This is a genomic window from Acidimicrobiales bacterium (genome assembly GCA_040219085.1).
GTDB lineage: Bacteria > Actinomycetota > Acidimicrobiia > Acidimicrobiales > JAVJTC01 > JAVJTC01.
The window spans coordinates 38,058-63,353 of the sequence record JAVJTC010000023.1 but is presented as its reverse complement, the minus strand read 5'-3'; the positions used below and the strand labels follow the sequence as shown (position 1 = coordinate 63,353).

The window sequence follows — 25,296 nt, the reverse complement described above, 5'->3', positions numbered from 1 at the left end:
AGCACGTCGCTGGCTGGGTCCGAAAATCACCTTGCCGATCCGCTCAGGCCCTCCATGAGCAGCGACACCGTGGCGGCGATGGCGGCGTCCTCGTCGCTGCGCTCGGCATGGAGGAACTCGACCACCATCCCGTGGAGGCCGTGCAGGAGCAGCCCCGCAGCGATCTCGACATCGTCGACGTCGAAGTCGCCGGCACGGACACAATCCTCCACAAAGCCCGCGAAGAGGATCCGGAAGCGCCCCATCGAGGCGTCCTCTGAACCACCGACCTCGTGGAAGAGGACGTGGTGCAGTTCGGCACGGCGCCTGTGGAGGGCGAGCGCTCGCCTCAGGAACGCTTCGAGGCGGTGCCGGGGGCTTCCCGTCGCTGCGAGTTCCTCCGCCGCTGCGCTGAGCAGGTCCTCGTCGTAGCGGGAGCGCAGGGCCCCGAACAGCGCGTCCTTGGACTCGAAGTGGAGGTACACCGTCCCCTTCGCGACGCCGGCCACCTCGGCCACCCGGTCCACGGTCGTCGCTCGCGCGCCCCGTTCAGTGAGAACTGCCGCCGCCGCGTCGAGGATCTGAACTCTGCGGACCTCGGGAGGCAGGGTGCGGGGCTCCTCGGTGGGCATTCCGTCACACTATCCCGTTGACGACTGACTGTCAGTCATTATACTGACCGACCGGGTCTCCGCCGAAGATCACGCTGTCGGCACCAACCGCATTGCAGTCATCGGGGGCACCCGTACCCGGTAGAGGTCCCACTAGGTTGGACGCCCATGGGCGCCGACACGATCGACCTCGTCATCGACGCACGACGGCGCGAGCTCGGCCCGGGGATGACCGTCGCACGAACCCTCCCCTACCGGCTCCGCCGCCTCGTGGGCCCCTTCGTCTTCGCCGACATCATGGGTCCCTTCGAGTTCGCGCCGGGTACGGGCATCGACGTGCCGCCCCATCCCCACATCGGACTCGCAACCGTCACCCTCCTCTTCGAAGGGACCGTCCTACACCGGGACTCGCTCGGGACCGTGCAGCGGGTCCGGCCCGGTGACGTCAACTGGATGACCGCCGGCCGCGGCATCGTCCACTCCGAACGCACGCCTCCCGATCTGCGGGGATCCGGAGGACGCGTCCACGGCCTGCAGACCTGGGTGGCGCTGCCGCGCGAATCCGAACAGTGTGCGCCCGACTTCGAACACCGCGACGTGGAGGAACTCCCCTTCCGCGACGTCGGGGGCGCCCAACTGCGGGTGCTGATCGGCGACTACTCGGGCCTGAGCTCACCCGTCACGGTGTCGTCCCCCCTCGTCCAGGCCGACCTTCGCCTGGACGACGGCGCGAGCCATCGCGTGACACCGGACCACGAGGAGTTGGCCGTCCAGCTGATCTCGGGAAAGGTCGCGATCGGCGACGACGTGTTCTCGGACCGCCAACTGGTCGTCCTGGTGCCGGGCTCCGCGCCACGGCTACGCGCCGTGGACGGCCCGGCCCACGCTGTCATCCTCGGCGGAGAACCCCTCGAGGGACCCCGCCACATCCGCTGGAACTTCGTTGCCAGCGACCTCGCGCTCATCGAGCGGGCCGAGGGGCTCTGGAGGGAGAACCGCCTGGGTCGCATCGCCGGCGAGAGCGACCGGGTGCCGCTGCCGGACTGACCGTTCCGGAAAGACCGGGCCCGGCGGCGGGCCGATGGTCCCTGGCCGCGCAGGCCGTGCGGGCCGACGATGAGGGGAAGTCAGTCCGAAGGAGGCCTGCCATGGCTTCGCGTACGAGCATCGACGCCTTCCTCACCGCACGCCGCATCGCGGTGGTCGGCGTCTCCCGTGAACCCCGGTCGTTCACCAACTCCGTCTACCGGCACCTACGCGCCGGTGACCGCGACGTCGTACCCGTCAACCCGTTCGCGTCGACCCTCGAGGGTGACCGCTGCGCAGCCTCGGTCATCGACATCGAGGATCCCCTCGACGGTGTGCTCGTGATGGTCGACGCCCTCGAGGCACCCGACGTCGTCCGGGACTGCATCACCCGCGGCGTGCCACGCGTATGGCTCCATCGCGGTGCCGGCCAGGGCGCTGTCTCCGCCGAAGCCGTCGAGATGTGCCGGTCCGCCGGAATCGACGTCGTCGACGGAGCGTGCCCGATGATGTTCGCCGAGCCGGTCGGCGTGATCCACCGGCTGCACCGCCTCGTCAGCGGACGACGCGTCGCCGCCTGACGGACACGTCGGTCAGGCGCCGTCCCAGACCAGGACCGTGCCGTCGGTGATCCCGACGGCCACCGAGAGCGCGCCGGCGCCTCCCCGGGCGATCGCGATCCCCGTGGCCAACTCCCCGCCGAGATCGACGGTCGACGAGCCCGCGAGTTCACCGTCGACGACATCGAAGACGACGAGCGAGCGACGGTCCTGCGCCGGCACCACGATCTCGAGTTCTCCGTCACCGTCCGCGTCGAAGACCTGACCCCCGTCGAGTTCACGCGAGAAGATCGCATGACTGCCGTACGGGGCGGCGCGGTCGGTGCGCACGAGACCCTCGGGCGCAGCCACCCGCAGCGTCAGATCTCCGCCGATGTGGGGCGTGATGACCTCGACGTAGACGGCCCTCCCGTCGGCGCCGAGCGGCGCGACTGCGATCCGGTGGCGCCACCGGTTGGGCGTCGAGATGGCCGGCGTAGCCGTCGACACCGTGCCATCGGATTCGTATGCGACCACCTGGGCCCCCGCTCCCCCGCCGCTGAAGGTCACGAGGACCTCGTCGGTCCCGTCGCCGTCGACGTCGGCCCACGTCGGACGCAGATCCTCGAACACGCCAGGTGCGGGCGCCTCGATGACGGTGAGATCACCATCGAGGTGCACGATCACCAACGTGGCGGCCTCGAGCGGATCGCCGAGTATGCCGTGGGGGTAACGGTCTGTGCCGTCGGCGAGGACGGCGACGGCGCCGTCCGACGACACCGTCGGGGTGGCGTCGTAAAGAGGGACATGGTCGCCCAGATCGGGCAGCTCCCATCCCACGATTTCGGCCGAGCCCGCACCAGCGGCGACAGCCGTGACCGGTTCTCCCGCGGGATCCACGACCGGCGCACCGACCACGTCCACGTCCACGCCGGCGACCGAGCCGTCGTCACCGATCACGACGAACCCGGGTGTCTCCCCGTCGACCACCAGAAGCCGCACCGGAGCGACGCCCACCCCGACCCGGCGCGCCTCACCACCGACCAGGGCCGCCCGCCCCGGCGTGGTGGAGTTGCCCGTCCCGGTCACGGGCACACGGCGCAGACCGGCCGGCGGGCCCTCGGAGGCGACCGTGGCCCCGGGAGAAGGTGCGGTCGGCCCCCCATCGGCGGACCCGGCGCCCCCTGCGGGCTCGGGGGAACCCGACGAGGAACCGCACGCGGCGAGAACCGCAGCGACCGCGCACGCGGCCGCTGCGCGTCGCAGACCGGTCACCCGGGCGGGTCGAGCTCGGCCACGAGTCCTTCGAGGTCCTCGACGGTGACCGTCAGCGCCGAGTGGTCCCGGAAACCGATCACCTTGGGAATCCTCGGGGCGAAGTGCACGCATACGCCACCGTCGGTGCAGGTGCCGAACGTGAGGCCGTCGTCCACGAAGGACAGCCTCGTGCCGACCGCCTTGTACCAGGTGTAGTCCCGGGTGATGTGCGCACCGTCGATCCCGGCCCGGGGAACCTCGACACGCTTGCCCCCGTAGGTGGCCACGAACGTGTCGTCGTCGACGGTCACCCCGTCGACGCCGGGACGGAACCCGAAGAGGCGCGCCATGCGGCTCCAGCGTTCGTCGATGCGGTATGGAAAGAACTTCTCGGTCACGGGCGGACCTCCCGCTCCAAGGATCGCACACGCCTTCGAGTCGGAATGCGTCAGGGTCTGTTTCGTCCCCGACGGCCGCGGGACGCGAAACTGGGTGGGTGGACAGACCTCGATCCGGCGACGACCTAGGCGAATGGGCGGTGGACGCCGTCGCACACGACGGCGGAGTGGTGCGCATCAGGCCCCTCGTCGGCGACGACATCGAGGCGTTGCGACGGTTCTCCGACGGCCTGTCGGAGAGAACGCTCCACGACCGGTTCTTCTCGACCCACAGACCAGGCGGCGCCGAGATCGCCGCCGCAGTGGACATCGACCACGACCGACACCACGCGGTGGTGGCCGAACACGAGGACGAGATCATCGGGATCGCCACCTACGACTGGGAGACCACGCGTGGCAGCGCCGAGGTCGCTTTCACCGTCGCCGACGCCCACCAGGACCGGGGCCTGGGCACACTCCTGCTCGAGCACCTCGCGGCGTACGCCCGCTCCCGGGGCATCACGCGCTTCCACGCCGAGACCCTCGGCGACAACGTCCGGATGCTGCGGGTGTTCGAACTCGCCGGGTTCCGCGTGAGCCGGGCCCTCGAGGGTGGCATCTGGGACGTCGCCATCGACATCTCGACCATCGACCCCGACAGCGTCTCGGCCCGTGAGCACGACGCAGACGCCGCGTCCATCGAGCCGATCCTCCAACCCCGCAGCGTGGCCGTCGTCGGAGCCAGTCGGCGCGAGGACTCCATCGGTCACGCGGTCCTGCGCAATCTCCTCAACGGTGGCTACGAGGGCACCGTGCACCCCGTGAACCGCAGCGCCGAGAGCGTCCTGGGCGTGCGCACGTACCCGTCGGTGGGAGAGATCGACGAGGCGGTCGACCTCGCCGTCGTCGCCGTGCCGGCCCCTGACGTCATCGGCGTGATCGACGACTGTGCCGCAGCGGGTGTCCCGGCCGTCCTCGTGATCTCCGCGGGATTCGCCGAGACGGGGCCTGAAGGGGCCCGGCTCGAATCCGAGTTGGCCGAGCGCGTCCGCCGCCACGGCATGCGGATGATCGGTCCCAACTCGATGGGGCTCGTCAGCACCGCTCCCGGCGTGCGCCTCGCGGCGACGTTCTCGCCGAAACAGCCGCTTCCCGGATCGGTCGCGCTCGCATCGCAGTCCGGGACCCTCGCGGTGGCGATATTCGATCGGGCCCGCGAACAGGGTCTCGGCTTCTCGTCGTTCGTGTCGCTCGGCAACAAGGCCGACGTGTCGAGCAACGACCTTCTCCAGTGGTGGGAGGACGACCCGAACACGCGCGTGATCCTCCTCTACGTCGAGTCCTTCGGCAACCCCCGGAAGTTCTCGCGCATCTCACGCAGGATCGGGCGCACAAAGCCGATCGTGGCGGTGAAGGGCGGCCACAGCGGCCCCCGATCGGGAACGCCCTCGACCATCGGCGAGCGCATCACCAACGACGACCTCGCCGAGACACTGTTCCGCCAGGCCGGGATCATCCGGGTCCCGACTCTCGAGCAACTCGTCGAAGTCGCCCGGGTCCTCGACAACCAACCGATACCGGCGGGACGCCGCGTGGCCATCGTCGGCAACAGCGGCGGGCCCATCATCCTCGCCGCGGACGCATGTCTCGGAGCGGGCCTCGACGTCCACCACCTCGGCGAGGAGGCAGTGGCGGCACTGCGGGAAGCCCTCCCCGACGCCCCGGATGTGACCAACCCGGTCGACCTGGGCCGGGCGGCGTCACCGGCGCACTACCAGGTCGCCCTCGAACACGTCCTCGCCGACAACCGCACCGACACGGTCATCGTCGTCTACACGGACCCGCTCGCAGGGGACCACGAGGCCGTCGCCGACGCCATCCGCACCGCCTCGACTGCCCGACCCGACAAGACGGTCCTGGCCTGCTTCCTCGCCGGTGACCTCGGTGCGGTCATCCCGACCGTCGACGGGCGGGCCGTGCCGGTCTTCGACTTCCCCGAGAGCCCCGCCGTGGCTCTCGGCCTCATCGCAGCCCACGTCGCCTGGCGGCACCGCCCCCTCGGCGAGGTGCCCGATCTGGACCGGGTCGACGCCGCCGACGCGCGCAGACTCGCAGCGTCAGCACACACCGAACACGGAGACCGGCGACTCCCCGGTGCCGTTCTACGCGACCTGCTCCGCACGGTCGGCATCGAAGTGGCCCCGGAGGTCCTCCCCCTCGCCGGCGACCCGGTCGGTGTCGAGTGTGCGCTCGGCGTGGTGAGCGACAGGACCTTCGGCCCCCACGTGGTCTTCACGCTCGGGTCCCACCTGGGAGAGGGTGAGGAACGATCCCTCGCGACGGTGCCGCTCACCGACATCGACGCGGCCGAGCTGATCGCCGCGCCCACCGCCGCGGCGGGACCCCGCAAGCGCGATCTGTGGCGCGGCGCCGACACAGATCACCTCGCAGAACTGGTCCACCGGGTCAGTGCGCTCGCCGACGCGGTTCCCGAGCTGGTGGAGCTGGAACTCGCTCCCGTCCTCGTGAGCGCCGACCGGATCACGGTCCTGGCCGCGCGTGGACGACTCGCGTCGACGTCGGGCGGTCCCGACCAGGGTCTGCGTCGGCTCCGCGCCACCCGCACCCCCGGCACCTGACGTGCAACTCGGCCGGCTCACGCTCCACCAGAGCGACCGCGCCCTCGAAGCCGGGTTCAAGGCGATCCGGGCAGAGCTGCGGGTGCCCACACGATTCCCCAACGACGTCGCCGACGCCGCCGCGTCAGCCGCGTCGGAGGGGCCCCGGATGCCGCCGGGCGCCGAACGCTCGACCCGGCGCGACGCCCGCGACCTGCCCCTGATTTCGATAGACCCGGCCGGCAGCCTCGACATCGACCAGGCCGTCGCCGCGCGCCGTGTGGGTGGCGGGTATCGGCTCTGGTACGCGATCGCCGACCCGGCCGCATTCGTCACGCCGGGCGGAATCATCGACGCCGAGACCCACGCCCGGGGAGTCACCCTCTACTCCCCGGATCGACGCACTCCGCTCCACCCCGAGGTTCTCAGCGAAAAGATCGCCTCCCTGTTCCCCGGCACCGACCGCCCTGCGGTCCTGTGGACGTTCGATCTCGACGCCGACGTCGGCGTGCGCGGCGTCCACGTCGAGCGCGCCACCGTCCGTAACCGGCGCGCGGTCGGCTACCGCGAGGCTCAGAACCTGCTCGATTCCGGAGGAGCGGACGACGCCCTCAGCGCCGTCGCAACCATCGGCCGCGTCCGGGCCGCTCGCCAGGCCGACCGGGGCGCCGTCGACCTGCGGCTGCCCGACCAGGAGATCCGGCACACGCCCGCCGGCTACGTCCTGCACTACGACGCTCCCCTCGCGATCGAGGAGTGGAACGCCCAGATCTCGCTGCTGACGGGCGCCGCCGCCGCCGCGATGATGCTCGAGATCGGCACCGGAGTCCTCCGGACTCTGCCCCGACCCGAACCCGCCACCATCGACGCGCTGCGCGAGGACGCACGGGCGCTGGGAGTCACCTGGAGCGCGGAGACGGACTATCCCGAACTCGTGCGGCGTCTCGACGTCACGAAGCCCACCGAACTCGCTCTGATGTACCGGTGCGCCCGGGCGCTGCGGGGCGCCGGATACATGGCCTTCCAGGAGGGCGCGGTCCACGGCGACATCGACCACTACGCGCTGGCCGGTCCCTACGCCCACGTGACTGCCCCGCTCCGACGCCTGTCGGACCGCTACGCGAACGAGATCCTGATCGCCTCGGCCGAGGGTCGACCGGTACCCGAGTGGGTGCTCGCGGCCCTCGACGGACTCCCCGACACGGTGTCGGGCGCCCGGCGGCGCGCCGCCGCCCTGCACCGCGCTCAGGTCGACTACATGGAGGCCGCGGTACTGGAGGGCCGGGTCGGTGAGATCTTCTCGGCGACCGTGCTCGAGAACCGCGGGGACTCCACCGTCGTGCAGCTCGACCACCCTGCCGTGGTCACCACGGTGGACACACTCGCAGCGACACCGGGCTCCCGGGTGGGCCTGCGGCTCGACCTCGCCGATCCCGGCGCCCGGCGCCTCCGGTTCTCCCTCGCGTGAGCCGCTACGCGGTCGCAGGCGCTGGCCTCACGGGCGCGCTGCTCGCCGCACGACTGGGGCAGGCCGGCCACGACGTCACGGTGCACGAGCGCCGAGACGACCCCCGTCGCGGTCCACGCGGCGAAGGACGCTCGATCAACCTCGCGTTGTCCACGCGGGGCCTCGACGCGCTCGAACGTGTCGGGCTCGCCGACCACGTCCGTGCCCGGGCGGTACCGATGCGGGCCCGGCTGATACACGCCGTCGACGGCACGCTGACGCGCCAGCCCTACGGGACCACACCGGCCGAGCACCTCCTGTCCGTGGACCGCGACGAGCTCGGTGTGACCCTGATCGACCTCGCCGACGCCAGCCCCCGAACACAGCTCCGTTTCGCTGAGCGGGTCCACGGCATCGACCTGACATCCGACAGCGGCCGCGTCGGCTACGGCGTCGCGGCCGCTGACGCGGGGTCACACCACGCTGACGCTCTCTTCGCTGCGGACGGTGCCTTCTCCGGCGTCCGCCGGGACCTCGCCGACCGCGGCCTGATGGTCGACGAGGTCACCGCTATCAGCCACGGCTACAAGGAGCTCACCATCGCGGCCGGAACCGATGGTACTCACCGCCTCGAGCCCGAGGTCCTCCACATCTGGCCGCGTGGTACGCACATGCTGATCGCCCTGCCCAACACGGACGGGAGTTTCACAGCCACGCTGTTCTGGCCCCACGAGGGTCCCGTCAGCTTCGGCTCCGTGACCCCCGCCGACGTGACCCGCGTATTCGCCGAGCTCTTCGCAGACGCCGCCCAGGCGATCGGCGACGACCTGGCGGAGCAGTACGAGGCGAACCCGGCGTCGGGGCTCGTCTCGGTGAGGACCGCCCCGTGGAACGTCGACGACCGGGTCGTCCTCGTGGGTGACGCCGCCCACGCCGTCGTGCCCTTCTACGGGCAGGGGGCGAACGCCGCTCTCGAAGACGTGACCCTTCTGTGTGACCTACTCGCGGACGGCGGGCGCGGTGACGCCTTCACCGCCTTCTCACGACGACGGGTGGACACCGATGCGCTCGCGTCGCTGGCGATGGACAACTTCGTCGAGATGCGTGACCACGTCGGCTCCCGCTGGTTCCTGGTTCTCGCCGCGCTGCGCCGCATGGCGCACCGCCTGGCGCCGCGGTACTACGTTCCGCTCTACACGATGGTCACCTTCACGCGAATCCCCTATTCCCGGGCCCGTCGACGAGCGCGCCGTCAGGACGCTCTCGCCGTCACGGCAGCGACGGTGCTCTGCGCCGCCGTCACAGCCGTCATCGTCGCTGTGGTGCGCCGGTGACGGCCGCGGGCTCCGACCGGGGCGATCCGCCCCTGGATTACGCGTCCTATCTCCGACTCCCCCAGCTGCTCTCGCTGCAACAGCCGCTGTCGAGCCCCGTGGAGCATGACGAGCACCTCTTCATCGTCATCCATCAGGCGACGGAACTGTGGTTCAACGAACTCCTCCACGAGCTGGACGGACTCAAAGAAGCGCTCGGCTCGGGCAACGTCTGGGGGTCGATGCACCTCGTGCGACGGGCGAAGACCATCCTCACCACGCTCGTCGCCCAACTGGCGATCCTCGAGACGATGACACCGCTGTCATTCAGTCGCTTCCGGTCCATCCTCGAGACGTCGTCGGGCTTCCAGTCGCTGCAGTTCCGAGAGATCGAATTCGTCCTCGGCCACAAGCAGGCGGACCTCCTCGCGTTGTACCCGCCGACGATGTTCGGGTTCGAGAGCGCGGAGCGTCGCCTCCACGAACGCAGCATCCCGGACCACCTGCTCGACTTCCTCGAGCACCACGGCCTCACGATCCCGGCCGATCTGCGAGAGGCCCCCGTGACGGATCCGCACCGGCCCGACGAGCGGATCCAGGACATGATCTTCGCCCTCTACGAGGCCGAGCATCGTTCCCGGATGCTCTTCGAGCTGCTGGTGGACCTCGACGAGGGGTTCCAAGAATGGCGCTACCGACACCTCAAGGTCGTCCAGAGAACCATCGGCAACAAGACCGGAACGGGGGGAACCGGCGGCGTCGCCTATCTCTTCGCCACTCTGAACCAGCCGTTCTTCCCCGACCTCTGGGCCATCAGACACCGGTTCTGAGCCACCGACCATGGTGACACCCGCCCCGATCCTCCACGACATCTCCCCGCCGGTCTCAGCTCGCACGCCCGTCTGGCCCGGCGACACCCCTGTGTCACGCGAGGTCCTGTCACAGGTCGACGACGGTGACAGCGTCACTCTGTCGACTCTGCACGGGACCGTCCACGTGGGCGCCCACGCGGACGCTCCATCCCACGTCGTCAGTGGTACGGCGTCCATCGACGCTGTCGCTCTCGCGCCCTACATCGGCCCCTGTCGGGTCCTCACAGCGAGGGTTCCCGCGTCCGGGCTCATCGGCCCCGACGACGTGGACCACGCGCCGGTCGACGACCCGACCGCGGCGCGGGTGCTGATCCGGACCGTCGCCGTCGACGGAGCCGCGGCGGACTTCGACTCGGAGTTCGCCGCCCTGGATCCGGCACTCGTCGACAGGCTCGGCACCGAGGGCGCCGTGCTCATCGGGGTCGATACTCCGAGCGTGGACCCCGTTACCTCGAAGGACCTTCCCGCCCACAGGTCCTGCATCGGCGCCGGCATCGCGATCCTCGAGGGTCTCGACCTGCGGGACGTGCCCGATGGCGCCTACGAACTGATCGCGCTGCCGTTGCGCCTCGTCGGATTCGACGCGAGCCCCGTGCGGGCCGTGCTGCGCGCGCTGCCTGAGAGCATGGACGCGTGAGCTCCAAGAAGATCCCGGGGAGGCTGCGGCGCCGGGCGGTGACGGTGCCCGCCATGTTCACCAGCGCCGGCCTGTACGTCGTCAGCGCGCCGCTGCTGGTGCCGGTGCTCGCCCTCGCGGATCTCATCGGGGGGATCCGACGGCGCCGCTTCCTCCGGGCCTGGGCGTTCGCCGGTGCGTACCTCTATCGCGAGGTCGTCGGGCTGACCACGCTCGGCCTCCTGTGGGTCCTCTCGGGCTTCGGACTGGCGATGGGCCGGCGACGCTTCCAGAACGCCCACCACGCCCTGCAACGTTGGTGGGTGGGCGGCCTCGCCCGGGCCATGATCCGCATCTTCGGCATGGACCTGCGCGTGAGCGGAACCGAACAGGCCCTCCCCGCACCGGCGATCGTCATCGCCCGCCACATCAGCCTGGGCGACGCCCTCATGCCCACGTTCCTGGTGGCGGTCCCCCACCGGATCGCACTGCTGCACACGTTCAAGCAGGACCTGGCGTGGGACCCGTGCCTCGACCTCGTCGGGCACCGCGCCCCTCACCACTTCGTCGACCGGTCGCCGCGGGACCGCGAGAGCGAACTCGCCCCGATTCGCGAACTCGGCGGTCACGCCGACCACGAGACCAGCATCGCCATCTTCCCCGAGGGGACGTTCCGCACCCCCGAGCGCTTCGAGCGGGCCATCGCGCGACTCGGCGACTCCGATCCCGCCGCCGCCGAGGCCGCCCGCAAGCTCGAGTACCTCCTCCCCCCGAGGCCGGCAGGGACCTTCGCCCTGATGCAGGGCGCCCCCGACGCCGACCTCGTGATCCTCGGCCACACCGGCTTCGAACCGTTCTCCTCGCTACCGCGCACCTGGCGGAACATCCCCTTCCGCTCCCCCGTCCACGCGCGGCTGTGGAGGATCCCACGAGCCGAGGTCCCCGAGGACCCCGGGGAGTTCGCCCGCTACCTTCTCGACGTGTGGCTGGAGATGGACCGATGGATCGGCGAGCGGCGACGCGAAGACGACGGGGCCCCACGATGACCACCCTCGAGAGCCTCCTCGACGAGGCCGTCGCCCTCGTCACCGAAGCCGGGGCCATGACCCTGCGCTGGTTCCAGACATCCGACCTGGAGGTGGACGCGAAGGCCGACGGCTCCCCGGTGACCGTCGCGGACCGCGCGGTCGAAGCCTGGTTGCGCGACGAGATAGCCCGCCGGCACCCCCAGGACGCTGTGGTCGGCGAGGAGATGTCCGACTCGGTGGGCACATCGGATCGGACATGGATCATCGACCCGATCGACGGAACGAAATCCTTCGCGCGGGGCGTCCCCCTCTACTCGACGCTGCTCGCCGTCACCGACGGCGACGGGCCCGCGGTTGGGGTCATCGGGCTTCCGGCGCTGGGCTCGGTCGTCGCGGCCGCCCGCGACCTGGGGTGCCACGCTGACGGCAGCCGGTGCCACGTGAGCCCAACGGCGACGATGGCCGGCGCCTGCATCACCATGAGCGGCCTCGAATACCTGCCCCCGGGCCTCATCGACGGCCTCTGCGCCGCGGGGCCACTCGTACGCACCTGGGGAGACGGCTACGGCTGGGCGCTGCTCGCCACCGGGCGCGTGGACGCGATGGTCGATCCCGGCCTCAACCCATGGGACGTCGCCGCGATGAACGTGATCGTCCCCGAGGCGGGCGGCGTGGTCACCGACTTCGCCGGAGCGCCGCTACCGAGGAGTGGGGACGTCGTCGGCTCGAACGGCCCACTGCACCGCGACCTGTTGAAGGTGGTCAGCCGGCGAGTGTGAGCGCGGCCATCTCGAGGGGGGACTCGACGAGTCGGCCCCGCCAGTCGCCGCCGTTGGAGATCGCCTCGGCCAGGGTGGCGGCCCGGGACCGGGTGGGGGTCCGGGTCTCTTCGCTCTCGTACTGCGCTGAGATCGCCTCACGCAGGAGGTCCGTGGCTTCGCTACGGATCTGGGAGATCCGCGACTCGGTGACACCGAGCAGTTCGGCCAACTCGCACGAGGTCTGACCCTCCAGGAAGTACCCGGTCACGACGATGCGGTGCCGCTCCGGTAGCAGGGCGATCGCCTCACGGAGATAGCCGAGCATCTCCCGGGTCTCGAGCGTCTCGGCTGCGGACGGCGTGGAGGTGTCGGCGAGCGACTGGCCCAGGGTGATGGAATCGCCGTCGAGATCCACGGTCGCGTAGTCGAGCGCGAGCACCGAGGCCCGCTCGACCTTCGCGCGCAGGCGGTGGGCCTCGGCGGTCGTCACGCCCATTTCGGCCGCGGTCGTCTCGAGGTCCGGCTTCTCCCCCAGCCGCGCCGCCAGTGCCTGCTCGGTCCGCTCGAACTCCCGGTTGAGGCGACGGACCGACCGGGGAGCCCAGTCGATGGCCCGCACCGAGTCGAGCATGGCGCCGCGTATCCGCCGGGCGGCGAATGCGGCGAACGGCACGCCCCTGTCGGCATCGAAACGCCGGGCTGCCTCCACGAGACCGAGCGAACCGGCCCGCGCGAGTTCTTCGCGCTCGACATGGCGGGGGAACTGGGAGATGACCTGGTTCAGAACCTGATCGACGAGACCGAGATGGCTCTCGATGAGCTCGTCGTGACTCCCGGTGTCGGACTTCCGTGCGCCGTCAACGGCGTCGCCGATCGTTTTCATTTCGCCCTGCTCCCTGTCGCATCGCCTATCCGGTCGGCCCCATCGGGACCCACCCTCCTGGTCAATACTTCGGTGAAGACGACGAAAAGCTTGAGCGAAAACCGGTCCCGTTACCCAAATTTGATGATCAAGGTGAGGTCCGATCGGCCGATCGGACGCGTCAGGTCACGCTCAGCGCGAAATCCCGCTCACTTTCCCACGACGGGTGAAGCCCCCGGCGCTCACGCTCGTCAGCGCACACCATCGAAGATCGAGACCATCACGCCCGCCTCTGCGATCTCGGCGAGCGTGGCCCGCACCGGCGCACCGGTGGCGAGGCCCGCCGCGCCACGATGGAGCCACCCACCGGAACCCACGACGAGCGCCGTCGCTGCGGCCACGGCGGCGGCAGCCACCGAGGGACGGCCGAAGGAGCCCAGCACGACAGCGGTGGTACCGCCGTCACGGCGACCTCTCACCTCGACCCGGACCGCACCGACACCGCCTTCCTGGGGTGGTGGTCCGAGCATCGGCAGGCGCGCGGTGAAACGGTCCCGGCGCCGCGCCGCGCGTCGCGCCGTGATCCGGGTGACTTCTCTGAAGGCCGGGTGCAGGACCAGGGGCTCACCGAGCGCCGCCCGATAGCAGTCGAGGGCGCCGACGGGTCCCGGGAACCAGCACAGTTCCCGGCCGCTCCCGCCGGTGCGACGGATGAAGGTGCCATCACGCCATCCGACCCCCGCCGATCCGAGTGCGGCGTGATAGGCCCGTGCGCACGCCGGCCCTCCCGCACCGTGGCGGGCCACGTGGATCTCGGTGACCTCGTCGAAGCCCTCGGCCGCCCGCGCCGCCAACAAACACGTCAGGCCGGGCGAGTAGGCCGCCCCCACGGCGACGGGCACCCCCCGCTCGCGTGCTTCCGCGTCGAGGGCCAGGAGTTCGCGGATCTCACCAGGTGTGTCCGCTGTCGTGACCGCGGGCACCAACGCCATGAGCGCTTCACGGACCACCCGCCCCTGAGTCCCAGCCGGCGTGGCGACGACGACGGCGTCAGGGTCGGTGGCGAGGGCCTCGGTGAGATCCCCAGCGGCTTCACAGCGGCCACCGATCCGGGCGGCCGTGCGCGCCGCTCGCTCAGGTGAGCGTGAAACCAGCACGACGCTGCGGGCACGAGGCGATGTGGCCAGACCACGGGCGACGCGCCGACCCACCGCGCCGGTTCCGACGACAACGAGTCGCATCGGCGCTCAGACCGGGTCGGTATCGGAGAGCTCGCGCCAGCCACCGCTCTGCGGGGCGACACCACCCGAGCCGCGCAGCCGCACCGCGGCGGCGATCACGCCGCCGACGAGCGCCGCTGTCAGTGCACGTCGAACGAGCTGGAGCACGTGGGGCTAGCTGGAGTCGAACCAGCGACCTCACCCTTATCAGGGGTGCGCTCTAACCAACTGAGCTATAGCCCCGCGATCCGGGGCGTCACGCTAGCGGACGCCGCCGCCGCCGACACCCACAGCTCTACCCGCGGTTGCGACCGCTACGCGCCGGTGGTGCTCCGCGACGTGGCCGAAAGCGTGCGGTCTCCTCTTCGATGACCGTCACGCGCAACCCTCCGGTGAGGTCCGAGATGAGGTTGAACAAGACACAGAGCAGGACATTGAACGCCGTGGCGGCGAAGACCATGACCAGGCCGATGAGGGCGTAGCCCCGGAATATCTGGCCGGCATCGAAGGTGAACTCCTCCAGGGCGAAGAGCTCGATGATGAAGTTCTCCACGTTCTCGACGATCCCCGAGGACACGGCGACACTCCACAAGAGGACTCCGGCGAGGAGCAGGATGAGCCAGAGACAGAAGTAGAAGATCAACGAGATCTTGAGGACCGACCAGGGCTCGACATGGCGGACGATGCGCCGCACCTTGCGCGCCTGGAGGCGCGCGCGTCGGCGCGCCGCCATGGGCCCGGGAGGAGGGGCGATGGGCGGCCCCATCGTCGGGATCCCCGACGTCTGCGGTACTGCCGGCACCGGCGGTGCCTCGTCGAAGTCGTCGCCCTCGGCGAAATCGAAGATCAGGTCGTCGTCGGCCCCGATGGTGGCTTCGAATTGCTCGTCGGTGTCGGGCGGCATGAAACCGGCCGCGTCAGGACCCGGTCCCGCACCGTCACCGGCGGAGGACCCGTTCGCGCCGCCAGACGCCGGTGACGACGCGACAGACGTGTCCGCGTCGTTGTCGAGAGCCATCCGGGGCAGTGTAGGGGAGGCCACGACGGCGTCCGGCGCGTAGTTCGGACCGTCAGGAGTCGGGTGGCACCAACACGTCGGCCGCCGCGGTGGCCTCGACGTCGCCGATGCGGACCGTCGCCACCACAGGAGGACCCGCCTCCAGCGCGATCAACACCGCTCCGTTCGCCGCCGCGATCCGTCCGGCGTCAGCGGTGTCGCCGACGACCGCGGCGAGTGCAGCCGCCTCCGCGGCCGCCTCGGCCCGCGCATGGTCGCCCGCCTGCACGCCCAGACGGGCGGCGAACACCAGGATCCCCGCCAGGAGCGCCATCACGACCGCCATCAGCGGCGTCACCTGGGCATCGTCGTCTCGCAGCATCGTCGCCTTCCTTCGGTATGACCTGTGCCGGGGGAAGAGGACGGCGGGCGAACCCGCTACGGGATCAGGAGTCGGGGTCCATGCCGTCGGCCCCGTCGACACCGTGAGACTCGGCGGACTCCTCGGCTTCGTCGGCTTCGTCGATCAGGGCCACGGCGACGACGCGCTCATCACCGGACACCCGCATAACGTTCACTCCGGTGGCGTAGGGCCCCTGCTCGGAGATGTCGTCGCCCGACATCCGGATGAGGGTGCCGCCCGACGAGATCATCAGAACGTCGTCGTCGGGCGAGATGGACCGTGCACCGACGACCGAACCCTTCGCGTCGGACAACTTGATGGCCGTCACGCCCTGGCCCCCGCGGTGCTTGGCCGTGAACTCCGAGAAGTCGGTCCGCTTGCCGTAGCCGGCGTCGGTGACGAGTAGCAGCATCCGGTCGTCGCGTACCGGAACGCACGCCTCGATGACGTCGGTGCCTTTGAGCTTCATGCCGATCACGCCGGCCGCGGAACGCCCCATGGGACGGGCCTCGGACTCGTCGAAACGCATGAGCCGGCCGTTGCGGGTGACGAGGCAGACGTCGTCGCCCTCGTTGGTCGGCAGGACCTCGACGAGTTCGTCGCCGTCGTTGAGTTTGATCGCGATCAGGCCGTTCTGGCGGTTCTTGTCGTACTCGGTGAACCTGGTCTTCTTCACACGCCCCTTGCGGGTCGCGAACAGCAGGTAGCGGTTGGTCTCGTAGTCGCGGGTGTCGACGATGGCAGCCACCCGCTCGTCGGGGTCGAGCATCAACAGATTCACGATCGCGGTCCCCCGAGCCGTGCGACTCGTCAGAGGGACCTCGTGTGACTTGAGCCGGTACACCTTGCCGAAACTCGTGAAGAACAACAGGTAGGCGTGCGCCGTCGTGTGGATGACGGTCGACACGAGATCGCCGTCCTTGGGCTTGACGCCGGCGATACCGCGCCCGCCGCGGCCCTGAGCCTGGAACTCCTCCGCGAGCACCGTCTTGACGTAGCCCGTGGTGGTCATCGTGAAGACGAGATCCTCGTCGTCGATGAGGTCCTCGATGTTGAACTCACCCGGGTCGATGGTCAGCTCTGTGCGGCGCTCGTTGGCGAACTCGGTACGGATCTCGGTGAGTTCGTCGATGATCACCCGTCGTAGGACCGCGTCGTCCGCGAGAATCGCCTCGAGTTCCGCGATCGTCAGCCTCAGAGCCTCGAGGCGCTCGACGAGGTCGATCCGGTTCTGGCGGGTGAGCTGACCCAGCGTCATGTCGAGGATGTGGTTCGCCTGCTCCTCGCTGAACTCGAACGGTTCGGCCATCAGGCCCACGCGGGCCTCGCCCTTGTTCTCCGACGCGCGCACCAGGGCGATGATCTCGTCGAGAACGTCGAGCGCCCGCAGCAGGCCCTCGGTGATGTGTTCACGCCGGCGCGCCTCGTCGAGGCGGTACTGCGACCTGCGGGTGATGACCTCGATCTGGTGATCCGCGTAGGCGACGACGAGGTCGCGCAGGTTCATCGTGCGGGGAATGCCGTGGTCGAGCGCCACCATGTTCGCTGCGAAGGTGGTCTGCAGCGGCGTGTGCTTGAACAGGTTGTTCAGCGTGACCAGGGCCGGGGCGTCCCGCTTGAGTTCGAAGACGAGCTTGGTCGCACCCTTGGCCGACTGGTTGTCGATGGCACGGATGCCCTCGATCGTCTTGTTGTTCACGAGCTCGGCGACCTTCACCTCGATGGCCTCGATGCTCGTCTGATACGGGATCTCGGTGACGACGATGCGTGACCCCTTGTCGTCCTCGATGATCTCGGCACGGGCGCGCAGCTTGATGGATCCGCGACCCGTCCGGTACGCCTCTTCGATACCGGCACGACCGAGGATCAGACCACGGGTCGGGAAGTCGGGACCCTTGATGTGGACCATCAGATCGTCGACGGTCGCTTCGGGGTTCTCGAGCAGATGCACCACGGCATCGATCGTCTCGCCCAGATTCTGGGGCGGGATGTTGGTCGCCATGCCGACGGCGATGCCCTGGCTCCCGTTCACCAGGAGGTTCGGGAAACGCGCCGGGAGGACGGTCGGCTCGTCGTGGCTGCCGTCGAAGTTGGCCTCGAAGTCCACCGTGTCCTCGTCGAGGCCCGCGAGCAGGCGCATCGCGAGGGGCTCGAGGCGACACTCGGTGTAGCGGTAGGCGGCGGCACGGTCACTCGGTGATCCGAAGTTGCCGTGCGGATCGATCAACTGGTGCCGGAGGCTGAAGTCCTGGCCCATGCGGACCATCGCGTCGTAGACGGCGGTGTCGCCGTGGGGGTGGTACTTGCCGATGACGTCACCGACGACCGTCGCGCACTTGACGTGGGGCCGATCGGGACGGCGGCCGGTCTCCGACATCGACCAGAGGATCCGGCGGTGCACAGGCTTGAGGCCGTCGCGGGCGTCGGGCAACGCCCGGGCCACGATGACCGACATCGCGTAGTCGAGGAACGACTGCTCCATCTCGGTCTGGATCGCGATCGGCTCGACCAGACCCGTCGTCTGGAACCTCTCGACATCGGGCGTGTCGGGGGTTTCGGGCTCGTTCGTCTCGTCGCTCATCGACCTACTCCCGGCGTGGAGGTCTCCGTGTCAGGCCCCGGAGGGCGATTCGACGTCATCAGATGTCGAGGAAGCGCACGTCGTGCGCGTTGGCCTGGATGAACTCCTTGCGGGGTTCGACCGCTTCGCCCATCAGAATCGAGAAGACCTCGTCGGCGAGTGCGGCGTGGTCGACCGACACCTGCAACAGCGTCCGCTTCTCGGGGTCCATCGTCGTCTCCCAGAGCTCGTCGGCATCCATCTCGCCGAGACCCTTGAGGCGCTGATACTCCGCGGCGTGGGTGGGATGTGCCGCCGCGAACTCGTTCTTCGCGCGGTCGTCCTTCAGGTAGATCTTCGACTTGCCGACCTGGGTCGAATACAACGGCGGCTGCGCGATGTAGACGTAGCCCCGCTCGACCAGATCCCGCATCTGACGGAAGAAGAACGTCAACAGCAGTGTCCGGATGTGGCTGCCGTCGACATCGGCGTCACAGAGCAGGACGACCTTGTGGTACCGGGCCTTCGAGACGTCGAAGTCGTCTCCGAATCCCGCGCCGATCGCGCTGACGAGGGCCTGGATCTCGGTGTTCTTCAGCATCCTCTCGATGCGGGCCCGCTCGACGTTGAGGATCTTCCCCCGGATCGGCAGGATCGCCATCGTGCGTGGTTCGCGCGCCTTCTTGGCCGAACCGCCGGCCGAATCACCCTCGACGATGTAGATCTCGGACTCGGAGGGGTCACGCGACGAACAGTCCCACAGCTTGCCCGGGAGACCTGCGCCGTCGAGAGCGGACTTGCGCCGGGTGGCGTCGCGCGCCTTACGCGCGGCGAGACGGGCGCGGGCGGATTCGACCGCCTTGATGAGGACCCGCTTGCCCTCGTTGGGGTGCTCCTCGAGCCACTCGGCGAGCTTCTCGTGGGTGGCCTTCTGCACCAGGGACCGCGTCGAGACGTTGCCGAGCTTCGCCTTCGTCTGACCCTCGAACTGGGGATCGCGCAGGCGCACGCTGATGATCGCGGTGAGGCCCTCGCGGATGTCCTCGCCCTGGAGGCGGTCGTCGTTGCCCTTCAGACGACCCTTGGCGAATGCGTAGTCGTTCACGACCTTCGTGAGAGCGGTACGGAAACCCTCCTCGTGCATCCCCCCCTCGATCGTGTTGATGCCGTTGGCGAACGAGTGGAGCCCGTCGTTGTTGTAGCCCGTGTTCCACTGGAACGCGATCTCGACCTCCTGGTCCTCGTCGGCCGATTCGAAGTAGCCGACCTCGTCGAACAACGCCTCCTTGGAGGCGTTGACGTGGCGCACGAAGTCCACGATGCCGCCGTCGTAGCGGTATTCGATCCAGTCGGCCTCGTCAGGCGAGGCGACCTCACGTGCATCGCGGAAGCGAATCTCGAGGCCACGGTTCAGGAACGCCATCATCTGGAGGCGTTCGAGAAGGGTCTGGGCCCGAAAGCGCGTCTCCTCGAAGATCGTCGCGTCGGGCCAGAAGCGCACCGTGGTGCCCGTCTGGTCGGCCGGCACCGACCCGGCTGCATGGAGCCCCTCGTCGGGCTTGCCGCCGTCGACGTAGGACATGGCGTAGCGCGTGCCATCACGGTCGATTTCGATCTCGATACGCGACGACAGGGCGTTGACCACCGACACCCCGACGCCGTGCAGACCTCCCGAGACCTTGTAGCCGCTACCGCCGAACTTGCCGCCCGCGTGCAGGACCGTCAACACGACCTCCGCAGCCGACAACTCGGGGAACTTCGGATGGGGGTCCACGGGGATACCGCGACCGTCGTCGCTGACCTCACAGCCACCGCCGGGCAGCAGGGTGATGTCGATGCGGCTGCAGTAACCGGCCATGGCCTCGTCGACGGAATTGTCGACCACCTCGTAGACGAGGTGGTGCAGACCCGTCGGGCCCGTCGATCCGATGTACATGCCGGGGCGCTTGCGGACGGCGTCGAGTCCTTCGAGGACGGTGATGTCCGATGCGCCGTAGGACGGCGTGGCGTCGCTCACGGAGTGCCTTTCACAGGGTGGAACCGTCGGCGGTCGGCGAAGGGGCACCCACTGCCGCCGAAACCGCTCCCCGAGACGCGAAATCCCAGGTCAGAGCGGGTGAATGCCATCAGGGGAGTCTACCACCGCAGATGCCTCGTCAGGGGGCTTCGCCGGGGCCGGGAGCGCCCACACGCACCCTCATCTCGGTGACCCCGTCGGCGCCGGTTCGCGCGGCGACCTGCTCGAGGATCACGGCCGAGGACCACCGCACCCGTGACGCCCAAGCCGCATCGTCGGCGACCACGACGAGACAACCGTCGGTGATCGCTCTGGGCCGCGTATGGGCCGCGAGGTCGCTGCCGACGATCTGGTCCCAGTCGCCGAAGACCGCGCTGAGCACATCCGCGTCGGGAGCGCCCATCCTGCGCAGTGTCCGGTCGAGGATCTCCGCCAGGGGCCGGGGGTGGTGATGCGCGTCCCACTCGATCGGTGCCATGGCCCCAATCATGCCCGCGCCCGCGCTCACCCACCCGGAATGCCGTCACCCGTCAACGAGATGGTCCGGTCCGGATGCGCCGACGGGGGTGGTGGCGTGGCGGTTGTGAGAACGACCTGACCTCGGGGCAGGGCCGCCAGGAGCGCCGCGCCACGGTCGACGTCGAGTTCGGAGAAGACGTCGTCGAGGAGCAGGACGGGTGCGCCGTCGTTGAGCGCGGTCGCGAGTCGGTGGATCGCGAGCCGCAGCGCCAGAGCGACGGACCGCTGTTCGCCCTGGGACGCATGGGTGCGGGTGGGCAGACCGTCGAGGGTGATCACGATGTCGTCGCGGTGTGGCCCGACCGTGGTGACCCCACGCCTCACGTCGTCGTCGCGCGCTGCCGCCAGAGCTGTGGGCAGGCCACTGTGACTCCACTCCGGGTCGTAGACGACGGCGAGCTCACGGGCCGCTCCCGAGATCGTCCGGTGCGCGTCGAGAAGGTAGGGCCGCAACTCGTCGAGAAACGCCCTGCGCGTCGCCGCCCAACGTTCGCCTGCCTCCCCGAGTCGCTGGTCCCACACGTCGAGAGTGACGACGACGTCCGGCGTCAGGGCGTTGCGGTGCCGGCGCAACAACGCATTGCGCTGGTCCAGGATCTTGCGGAGTTCGCGCCTACGGGGTTCGTACCTGGGACGGACCGCGACGATCGCGTCGTCGACCGCGCGCCGGCGTTCGCCCGGTCCCCCCTTGATCACCGTGAGGTCATCGGGAGCGAACACGGTGACGCCGCCCAGCTCTGCAAGATCGGCGTTGCGCCGCAGCCGCTGGCGGTTGAGCTGTGCCCGGGTGGAACCCCGACCGGAGGGGATCTCGATCTCGACGAGCAGATCCCGTTCGTCCACCATCAGCTCGGCTCTCACGATGGCCCGCTCCGCTCCGTTACGAACCAACGCGTCGGTACCCGCGTGGCGGAACGACTGCAGGGACAGGGCGAAGGCGACGGCCTCGATGAGGTTCGTCTTTCCCGTCCCGTTGTCACCGACGACGACGGTCAGTCCCTCCGAGAGGGTCAGCTCCGCCCGTTCATAGGAACGGAAGTCCTCGATCCAGAGCCGCGACAGCCACACCGGGTCTAGGGCACACGCACGGGCATCAGGAGGTAGACGAAGTTCTCGTCGCCGACCCTGTGCAACAGCGCCGGCTTCAACGCGTCGACGGTTTCCAACTCCACCTCGTCGCCGTCGGTGACCTCGATGCCGTCGAGGAGGTACTGGGCGTTGAACGCGACCGTCAGGTCTTCGCCCTCGTAGTTCGCGTCGATCGTCTCGTGGGCCTGTCCGACATCCTGGGTGATCGCCACGAGCTCGACCGCCCCCTGGGTCATCGTCATGCGCACGGGTGTGGACTCCTGCGCGAGAAGGCGCACGCGCCGCACCGCGTCGTGTAACGCGTGACGGTCGGTGACCATGCGGTTCGGATGGCTCTCGGGGATCAGGCCGCGGTAGTTGGGGAAGTCGCCTTCGATCAGCCGCGTGGTGAGCCGGGACCCCGCGAACTCGAACGTCGCGTCACGCTCGCCCAGACGCAGGGTGAGGTCCTCGGCGTCGCCCAGCATCCTCCCGAGCTCCGACAACGCCCTCGAGGGCACGAGCACGCTCTGGTCGTCCCCGAGGATGGTCGTTCCCGGCAGGTCTCTGAGGGCGAGTCGGTACGAATCCGTGGCCACGAGGCGAAGGCCTCCGGCCTCGGCGGCGAACAGCACACCGGTGAGGATCGGCCGTGAGTCGTCGCCGCTGGCTGCCGGCACGACCTGGCGTAGCGCCGTCGCGAGGTGGGCGGCATCGAGTTGGTGTCCTTCACCGGAGGGTTCGGGCAACTGGGGGAATTCCTCGGCCGCGATCGTCCGGATGGAGAACTGGGTGCGGCCCCCGGTGATCTCGGCGTCGCCTTCGGACACCTCGACCGTCACGGCCCCGGGTTCGAGAGCACGTACGACGTCAGAGAGCAACTTGGCGGGAATGACCGCCTGGCCGGCCCCCTCCCCCGCGACCTGCAGGTGTGCTTCGATCGTCAGATCCAGATCGCTTCCCGTCAGCGTGAGCTCGTCATCGCTCAGCACGACGCGTAGGCCCGACAACACGGGGAGTTGCCCACCGCGACTCGAGACCGCTCGGGTCGCGGTCGCGAGTGCCTGGGCGAGGAGGTCTCGTTCGCAACGGAACTTCACCGGGCCGGCTCGCTTTCTTCCACCGGATCAGGATGTCGATGATGATCAGGTAGCAGTATTAGGGGCTGTGGATTGTGGGTAACGCGGTATTTCCGCAGGTCACCCAAGGTTGTCACCCTGTGAGGTCGTTGTGGGTGACCGAGGAGTCCGGTGGACGACAGTCCGTGGTCGGTGGATGGCGACCATGTCATCCACGGCTTGCCACCATGACGTCCACAGGGTCGTCCCCAGGTGGTCATGGCGTGGTCAGGCGATGGCCCGCTCGTCACCGTTCTTGATCCGTTGGATGAGCTCGGTGACCTGGTCGTAGATCTGGCGGCGCTCGGACATGAGCGCGCCGATCTTGTCGACGGCGTGGATGACGGTGGTGTGATCACGGCCGCCGAACTCCCGGGCGATGGCGGGGTAGGAGAGTTCGGTGAGCTGGCGGGTGACGTACATGGCGATCTGACGCGCGGTGACGAGGGGACGGCGCCGGCTGCCACCCTGGATCTCCTCGATGCTGAAACCGAACTGCCGGGAGGTCTCGTCGAGGATGAGTTGAGCGGTGATCTGGCGTGGCTGGGGCTCGGTGAGGATGTCACTGAGTATCTGGCGGGCCAGTTCGATCGACAGGGTCTCGTTGGTGAGGCTCGCGAATGCGCAGACGCGGATGAGGGCGCCTTCGAGTTCACGGATGTTGTCGGTGATGTGCGCGGCGATGAACTCGAGGACCTCGGCGGGCACCGGAACGGAGTCGGCTTCGGCCTTCTTGCGCAGAATGGCGAGTCGGGTCTCGATGTCGGGCGGTTGGATGTCGGTGATCAGGCCCATCTTGAAGCGGCTACGGAGCCGGTCTTCGAGGGTGGACATGGCGTCGGGTGGGCGATCCGAGGAGATGACGATCTGGCGGAGCCCCTGGTGCAGCGTGTTGAAGGTGTGGAAGAACTCCTCCTGGAGCCCCTCCTTTCCCTCCATGAACTGGATGTCGTCCACCAACAGGACGTCGATTTCACGGTAGCGACGCTTGAAGTTGTGACGGTCGTTGGTGCGGATCGCATCGACGAACTGGTTGAGGAAGGTCTCCGTGGAGACGTAACGCACCGTGAAGGTCGGGTAGTTCTCCCGCACGTAGTGGCCGATGGCGTGCAGCAGGTGTGTCTTGCCGAGGCCGGCGTCACCGTAGATGAACAGCGGGTTGTAGGACTTCGCCGGGGTTTCCGCGACCGACAGGGCCGCGGCGTGCGCGAACCGGTTCGACGTGCCGGTCACGAAGCTCCCGAACGAGTACCTCGGGTTCAGGGACTGGGCGATGTCTCCGTCACGGGGAACAGGGGCTTCGAGGGGATCGACCGAACGCGAGGCACCGGCCACGTCGATCGTGGGAGTGGGTGCGGCGTCGAGTTCCAGATCCAACAGGTTGAGTTGGTCCCCGGGCAGAGCGGGGTCGACTTCGATGATGACGGCGGGGGCGGTACCACCGCCGTCGAGAGCCGCCCGCAGAAGGTCCATGTAACGGCCCTCGATGCGCTCCTTCGCGATGCCACTGGGGACACCGAGTACGAGTTCTCCACTACCGGACGGCCGGGCGGTCACGTCGTGGAATGTCGATCGCCAGACGGCGTCGGAGACCTGAGCCCGTATGCGCGCTGCGCATTCCCGCCAGAGATCGTTCGCGTCCTTCAACTGCGGCTACCACCCGTGCGTCGTGTCGTGATTGCGGCTGGGCGTCCACAGCGCGGTCCACAGCTGTGGATTACGCGCCGTGCTCCGCGAATACCGGCTGGTGTAGGGGGCGATCGGGTCTGCGGCCGTCTCGATCCGTCCGGGCTTCGTTCGGCCCCGATGTGAGTGAGGGAAGCTAGCACTACTCCAAAGACGGGGATCTTCGGTCGCGTTCGTGCAGGTCAGAGCGGGTACGCGATGTCGGAGCCGCGCGGCTGACGGGTGACATCGCCGCGCGTGCTCGGCGACGGAGCGATGATTCGCCGACGCTCCTGGTTGCCTGTGATCGGCGGGGGCTCTAGCGTTGATTCGACGTCTACGCGCCGATGGCGCGTCGAGTCGTCCGGTGATCCCCCCGTGCGTCGAGCAGAGGGTGAAGCCGACTTCGGATCTCGGCGCAGG

The 25,296-nt window shown here is 69.0% G+C and carries 23 protein-coding genes and 1 tRNA gene; 9 read left to right on the top strand and 15 right to left on the bottom strand.

The genetic code is table 11. From position 1 onward, the window contains the following. Positions 1–26: 26 nt before the first annotated feature. Positions 27–611 carry a helix-turn-helix domain-containing protein gene (locus RIE08_09780; protein MEQ8717888.1) on the bottom strand — a complete coding sequence of 195 codons (585 nt, stop codon included), beginning with the start codon at positions 609–611 and terminating at the stop codon, positions 27–29. Between the two features lie 147 nt (positions 612–758). Between RIE08_09780 and RIE08_09775 the strand changes: the two genes are divergently transcribed. Both RIE08_09775 and RIE08_09770 read left to right on the top strand, forming a co-directional pair. Then, on the top strand, positions 759–1,637 hold the full coding sequence (locus RIE08_09775; protein MEQ8717887.1) for a pirin family protein: 879 nt from the start codon (positions 759–761) through the stop codon (positions 1,635–1,637). 101 nt (positions 1,638–1,738) lie between these two features. Beyond that, a complete protein-coding gene (locus tag RIE08_09770) occupies positions 1,739–2,197 on the top strand; it encodes a CoA-binding protein (GenBank protein MEQ8717886.1) in 459 nt (152 codons plus the stop codon). Between the two features lie 12 nt (positions 2,198–2,209). On the opposite strand, the gene RIE08_09765 is transcribed toward RIE08_09770, so the two are convergent. Further along, positions 2,210–3,430: a VCBS repeat-containing protein gene (locus RIE08_09765; protein MEQ8717885.1), complete on the bottom strand. Its 1,221-nt coding sequence runs from the start codon at positions 3,428–3,430 to the stop codon at positions 2,210–2,212. Next, on the bottom strand, positions 3,427–3,810 hold the full coding sequence (locus tag RIE08_09760) for a hypothetical protein (GenBank protein ID MEQ8717884.1): 384 nt from the start codon (positions 3,808–3,810) through the stop codon (positions 3,427–3,429). Before RIE08_09760 ends, RIE08_09765 begins: the two co-directional genes overlap by 4 nt. 98 nt (positions 3,811–3,908) lie before the next feature. On the opposite strand from RIE08_09760, the gene RIE08_09755 reads away from it, so the two are divergent. The 7 genes from RIE08_09755 to RIE08_09725 are packed head-to-tail and all read left to right on the top strand — an operon-like array spanning position 3,909 to position 12,462. Continuing rightward, positions 3,909–6,428: a GNAT family N-acetyltransferase gene (locus RIE08_09755; GenBank protein MEQ8717883.1), complete on the top strand. Its 2,520-nt coding sequence runs from the start codon at positions 3,909–3,911 to the stop codon at positions 6,426–6,428. A gap of 1 nt (position 6,429) precedes the next feature. Beyond that, positions 6,430–7,875, top strand: a complete 1,446-nt coding sequence (locus RIE08_09750) for an RNB domain-containing ribonuclease (protein MEQ8717882.1) — start codon at positions 6,430–6,432, stop codon at positions 7,873–7,875. Then, positions 7,872–9,188, top strand: a complete 1,317-nt coding sequence (locus tag RIE08_09745) for an NAD(P)/FAD-dependent oxidoreductase (protein ID MEQ8717881.1) — start codon at positions 7,872–7,874, stop codon at positions 9,186–9,188. The genes RIE08_09750 and RIE08_09745 overlap by 4 nt, the downstream gene beginning before the upstream one ends. Then, positions 9,185–9,997, top strand: a complete 813-nt coding sequence (locus RIE08_09740; protein ID MEQ8717880.1) for a tryptophan 2,3-dioxygenase family protein — start codon at positions 9,185–9,187, stop codon at positions 9,995–9,997. Before RIE08_09745 ends, RIE08_09740 begins: the two co-directional genes overlap by 4 nt. Before the next feature lie 10 nt (positions 9,998–10,007). Beyond that, positions 10,008–10,676: a cyclase family protein gene (locus tag RIE08_09735; GenBank protein ID MEQ8717879.1), complete on the top strand. Its 669-nt coding sequence runs from the start codon at positions 10,008–10,010 to the stop codon at positions 10,674–10,676. After that, positions 10,673–11,701 carry a 1-acyl-sn-glycerol-3-phosphate acyltransferase gene (locus tag RIE08_09730; protein MEQ8717878.1) on the top strand — a complete coding sequence of 343 codons (1,029 nt, stop codon included), beginning with the start codon at positions 10,673–10,675 and terminating at the stop codon, positions 11,699–11,701. Before RIE08_09735 ends, RIE08_09730 begins: the two co-directional genes overlap by 4 nt. Then, positions 11,698–12,462, top strand: coding sequence for an inositol monophosphatase family protein (locus tag RIE08_09725; GenBank protein MEQ8717877.1), 765 nt, complete (start codon positions 11,698–11,700; stop codon positions 12,460–12,462). The genes RIE08_09730 and RIE08_09725 overlap by 4 nt, the downstream gene beginning before the upstream one ends. Here RIE08_09725 and RIE08_09720 read toward each other — a convergent pair. The 12 genes from RIE08_09720 to dnaA form a co-directional block, all read right to left on the bottom strand. Then, complete coding sequence (locus RIE08_09720) at positions 12,446–13,327, bottom strand: sigma-70 family RNA polymerase sigma factor (GenBank protein MEQ8717876.1); 882 nt, start codon at positions 13,325–13,327, stop codon at positions 12,446–12,448. The genes RIE08_09725 and RIE08_09720 overlap by 17 nt on opposite strands. Before the next feature lie 230 nt (positions 13,328–13,557). Next, entirely contained in the window at positions 13,558–14,547 is a 990-nt protein-coding gene (locus RIE08_09715) for a Gfo/Idh/MocA family oxidoreductase (GenBank protein ID MEQ8717875.1), read from the bottom strand. Between the two features lie 6 nt (positions 14,548–14,553). Further along, positions 14,554–14,694, bottom strand: a complete 141-nt coding sequence (locus tag RIE08_09710; protein ID MEQ8717874.1) for a hypothetical protein — start codon at positions 14,692–14,694, stop codon at positions 14,554–14,556. A 1-nt stretch (position 14,695) separates the two neighbouring features. Then, positions 14,696–14,769 (bottom strand) — tRNA-Ile (locus RIE08_09705). A 52-nt stretch (positions 14,770–14,821) separates the two neighbouring features. Then, positions 14,822–15,544 (bottom strand): DUF3566 domain-containing protein, encoded by a 723-nt coding sequence (locus tag RIE08_09700; GenBank protein MEQ8717873.1) that lies wholly within the window; start codon positions 15,542–15,544, stop codon positions 14,822–14,824. Positions 15,545–15,596: 52 nt separating this feature from the next. Then, on the bottom strand, positions 15,597–15,905 hold the full coding sequence (locus RIE08_09695) for a hypothetical protein (GenBank protein ID MEQ8717872.1): 309 nt from the start codon (positions 15,903–15,905) through the stop codon (positions 15,597–15,599). 64 nt (positions 15,906–15,969) lie between these two features. Continuing rightward, complete coding sequence (gene gyrA, locus RIE08_09690) at positions 15,970–18,507, bottom strand: DNA gyrase subunit A (protein MEQ8717871.1); 2,538 nt, start codon at positions 18,505–18,507, stop codon at positions 15,970–15,972. Between the two features lie 58 nt (positions 18,508–18,565). Further along, entirely contained in the window at positions 18,566–20,503 is a 1,938-nt protein-coding gene (gyrB, locus tag RIE08_09685) for a DNA topoisomerase (ATP-hydrolyzing) subunit B (GenBank protein MEQ8717870.1), read from the bottom strand. A gap of 139 nt (positions 20,504–20,642) precedes the next feature. Continuing rightward, complete coding sequence (locus RIE08_09680; protein ID MEQ8717869.1) at positions 20,643–20,981, bottom strand: DUF721 domain-containing protein; 339 nt, start codon at positions 20,979–20,981, stop codon at positions 20,643–20,645. Positions 20,982–21,007: 26 nt separating this feature from the next. After that, on the bottom strand, positions 21,008–22,090 hold the full coding sequence (recF, locus tag RIE08_09675; protein ID MEQ8717868.1) for a DNA replication and repair protein RecF: 1,083 nt from the start codon (positions 22,088–22,090) through the stop codon (positions 21,008–21,010). A gap of 5 nt (positions 22,091–22,095) precedes the next feature. Next, a complete protein-coding gene (gene dnaN, locus RIE08_09670; GenBank protein ID MEQ8717867.1) occupies positions 22,096–23,190 on the bottom strand; it encodes a DNA polymerase III subunit beta in 1,095 nt (364 codons plus the stop codon). A gap of 246 nt (positions 23,191–23,436) precedes the next feature. After that, positions 23,437–24,855 carry a chromosomal replication initiator protein DnaA gene (gene dnaA, locus RIE08_09665; GenBank protein ID MEQ8717866.1) on the bottom strand — a complete coding sequence of 473 codons (1,419 nt, stop codon included), beginning with the start codon at positions 24,853–24,855 and terminating at the stop codon, positions 23,437–23,439. Between the last annotated feature and the right edge of the window lie 441 nt (positions 24,856–25,296).

Coding starts and splice junctions, on each gene's coding strand:
- RIE08_09680 (MEQ8717869.1), bottom strand. CDS start 20,981: ATGGCACCGATCGAGTGGGACGCGCATCACCACCCCCGGCCCCTGGCG.
- RIE08_09715 (MEQ8717875.1), bottom strand. CDS start 14,547: ATGCGACTCGTTGTCGTCGGAACCGGCGCGGTGGGTCGGCGCGTCGCC.
- RIE08_09695 (MEQ8717872.1), bottom strand. CDS start 15,905: ATGCTGCGAGACGACGATGCCCAGGTGACGCCGCTGATGGCGGTCGTG.
- gyrA (MEQ8717871.1), bottom strand. CDS start 18,507: ATGAGCGACGAGACGAACGAGCCCGAAACCCCCGACACGCCCGATGTC.
- RIE08_09780 (MEQ8717888.1), bottom strand. CDS start 611: ATGCCCACCGAGGAGCCCCGCACCCTGCCTCCCGAGGTCCGCAGAGTT.
- RIE08_09725 (MEQ8717877.1), top strand. CDS start 11,698: ATGACCACCCTCGAGAGCCTCCTCGACGAGGCCGTCGCCCTCGTCACC.
- RIE08_09775 (MEQ8717887.1), top strand. CDS start 759: ATGGGCGCCGACACGATCGACCTCGTCATCGACGCACGACGGCGCGAG.
- RIE08_09720 (MEQ8717876.1), bottom strand. CDS start 13,327: ATGAAAACGATCGGCGACGCCGTTGACGGCGCACGGAAGTCCGACACC.
- RIE08_09735 (MEQ8717879.1), top strand. CDS start 10,008: ATGGTGACACCCGCCCCGATCCTCCACGACATCTCCCCGCCGGTCTCA.
- RIE08_09770 (MEQ8717886.1), top strand. CDS start 1,739: ATGGCTTCGCGTACGAGCATCGACGCCTTCCTCACCGCACGCCGCATC.
- RIE08_09700 (MEQ8717873.1), bottom strand. CDS start 15,544: ATGGCTCTCGACAACGACGCGGACACGTCTGTCGCGTCGTCACCGGCG.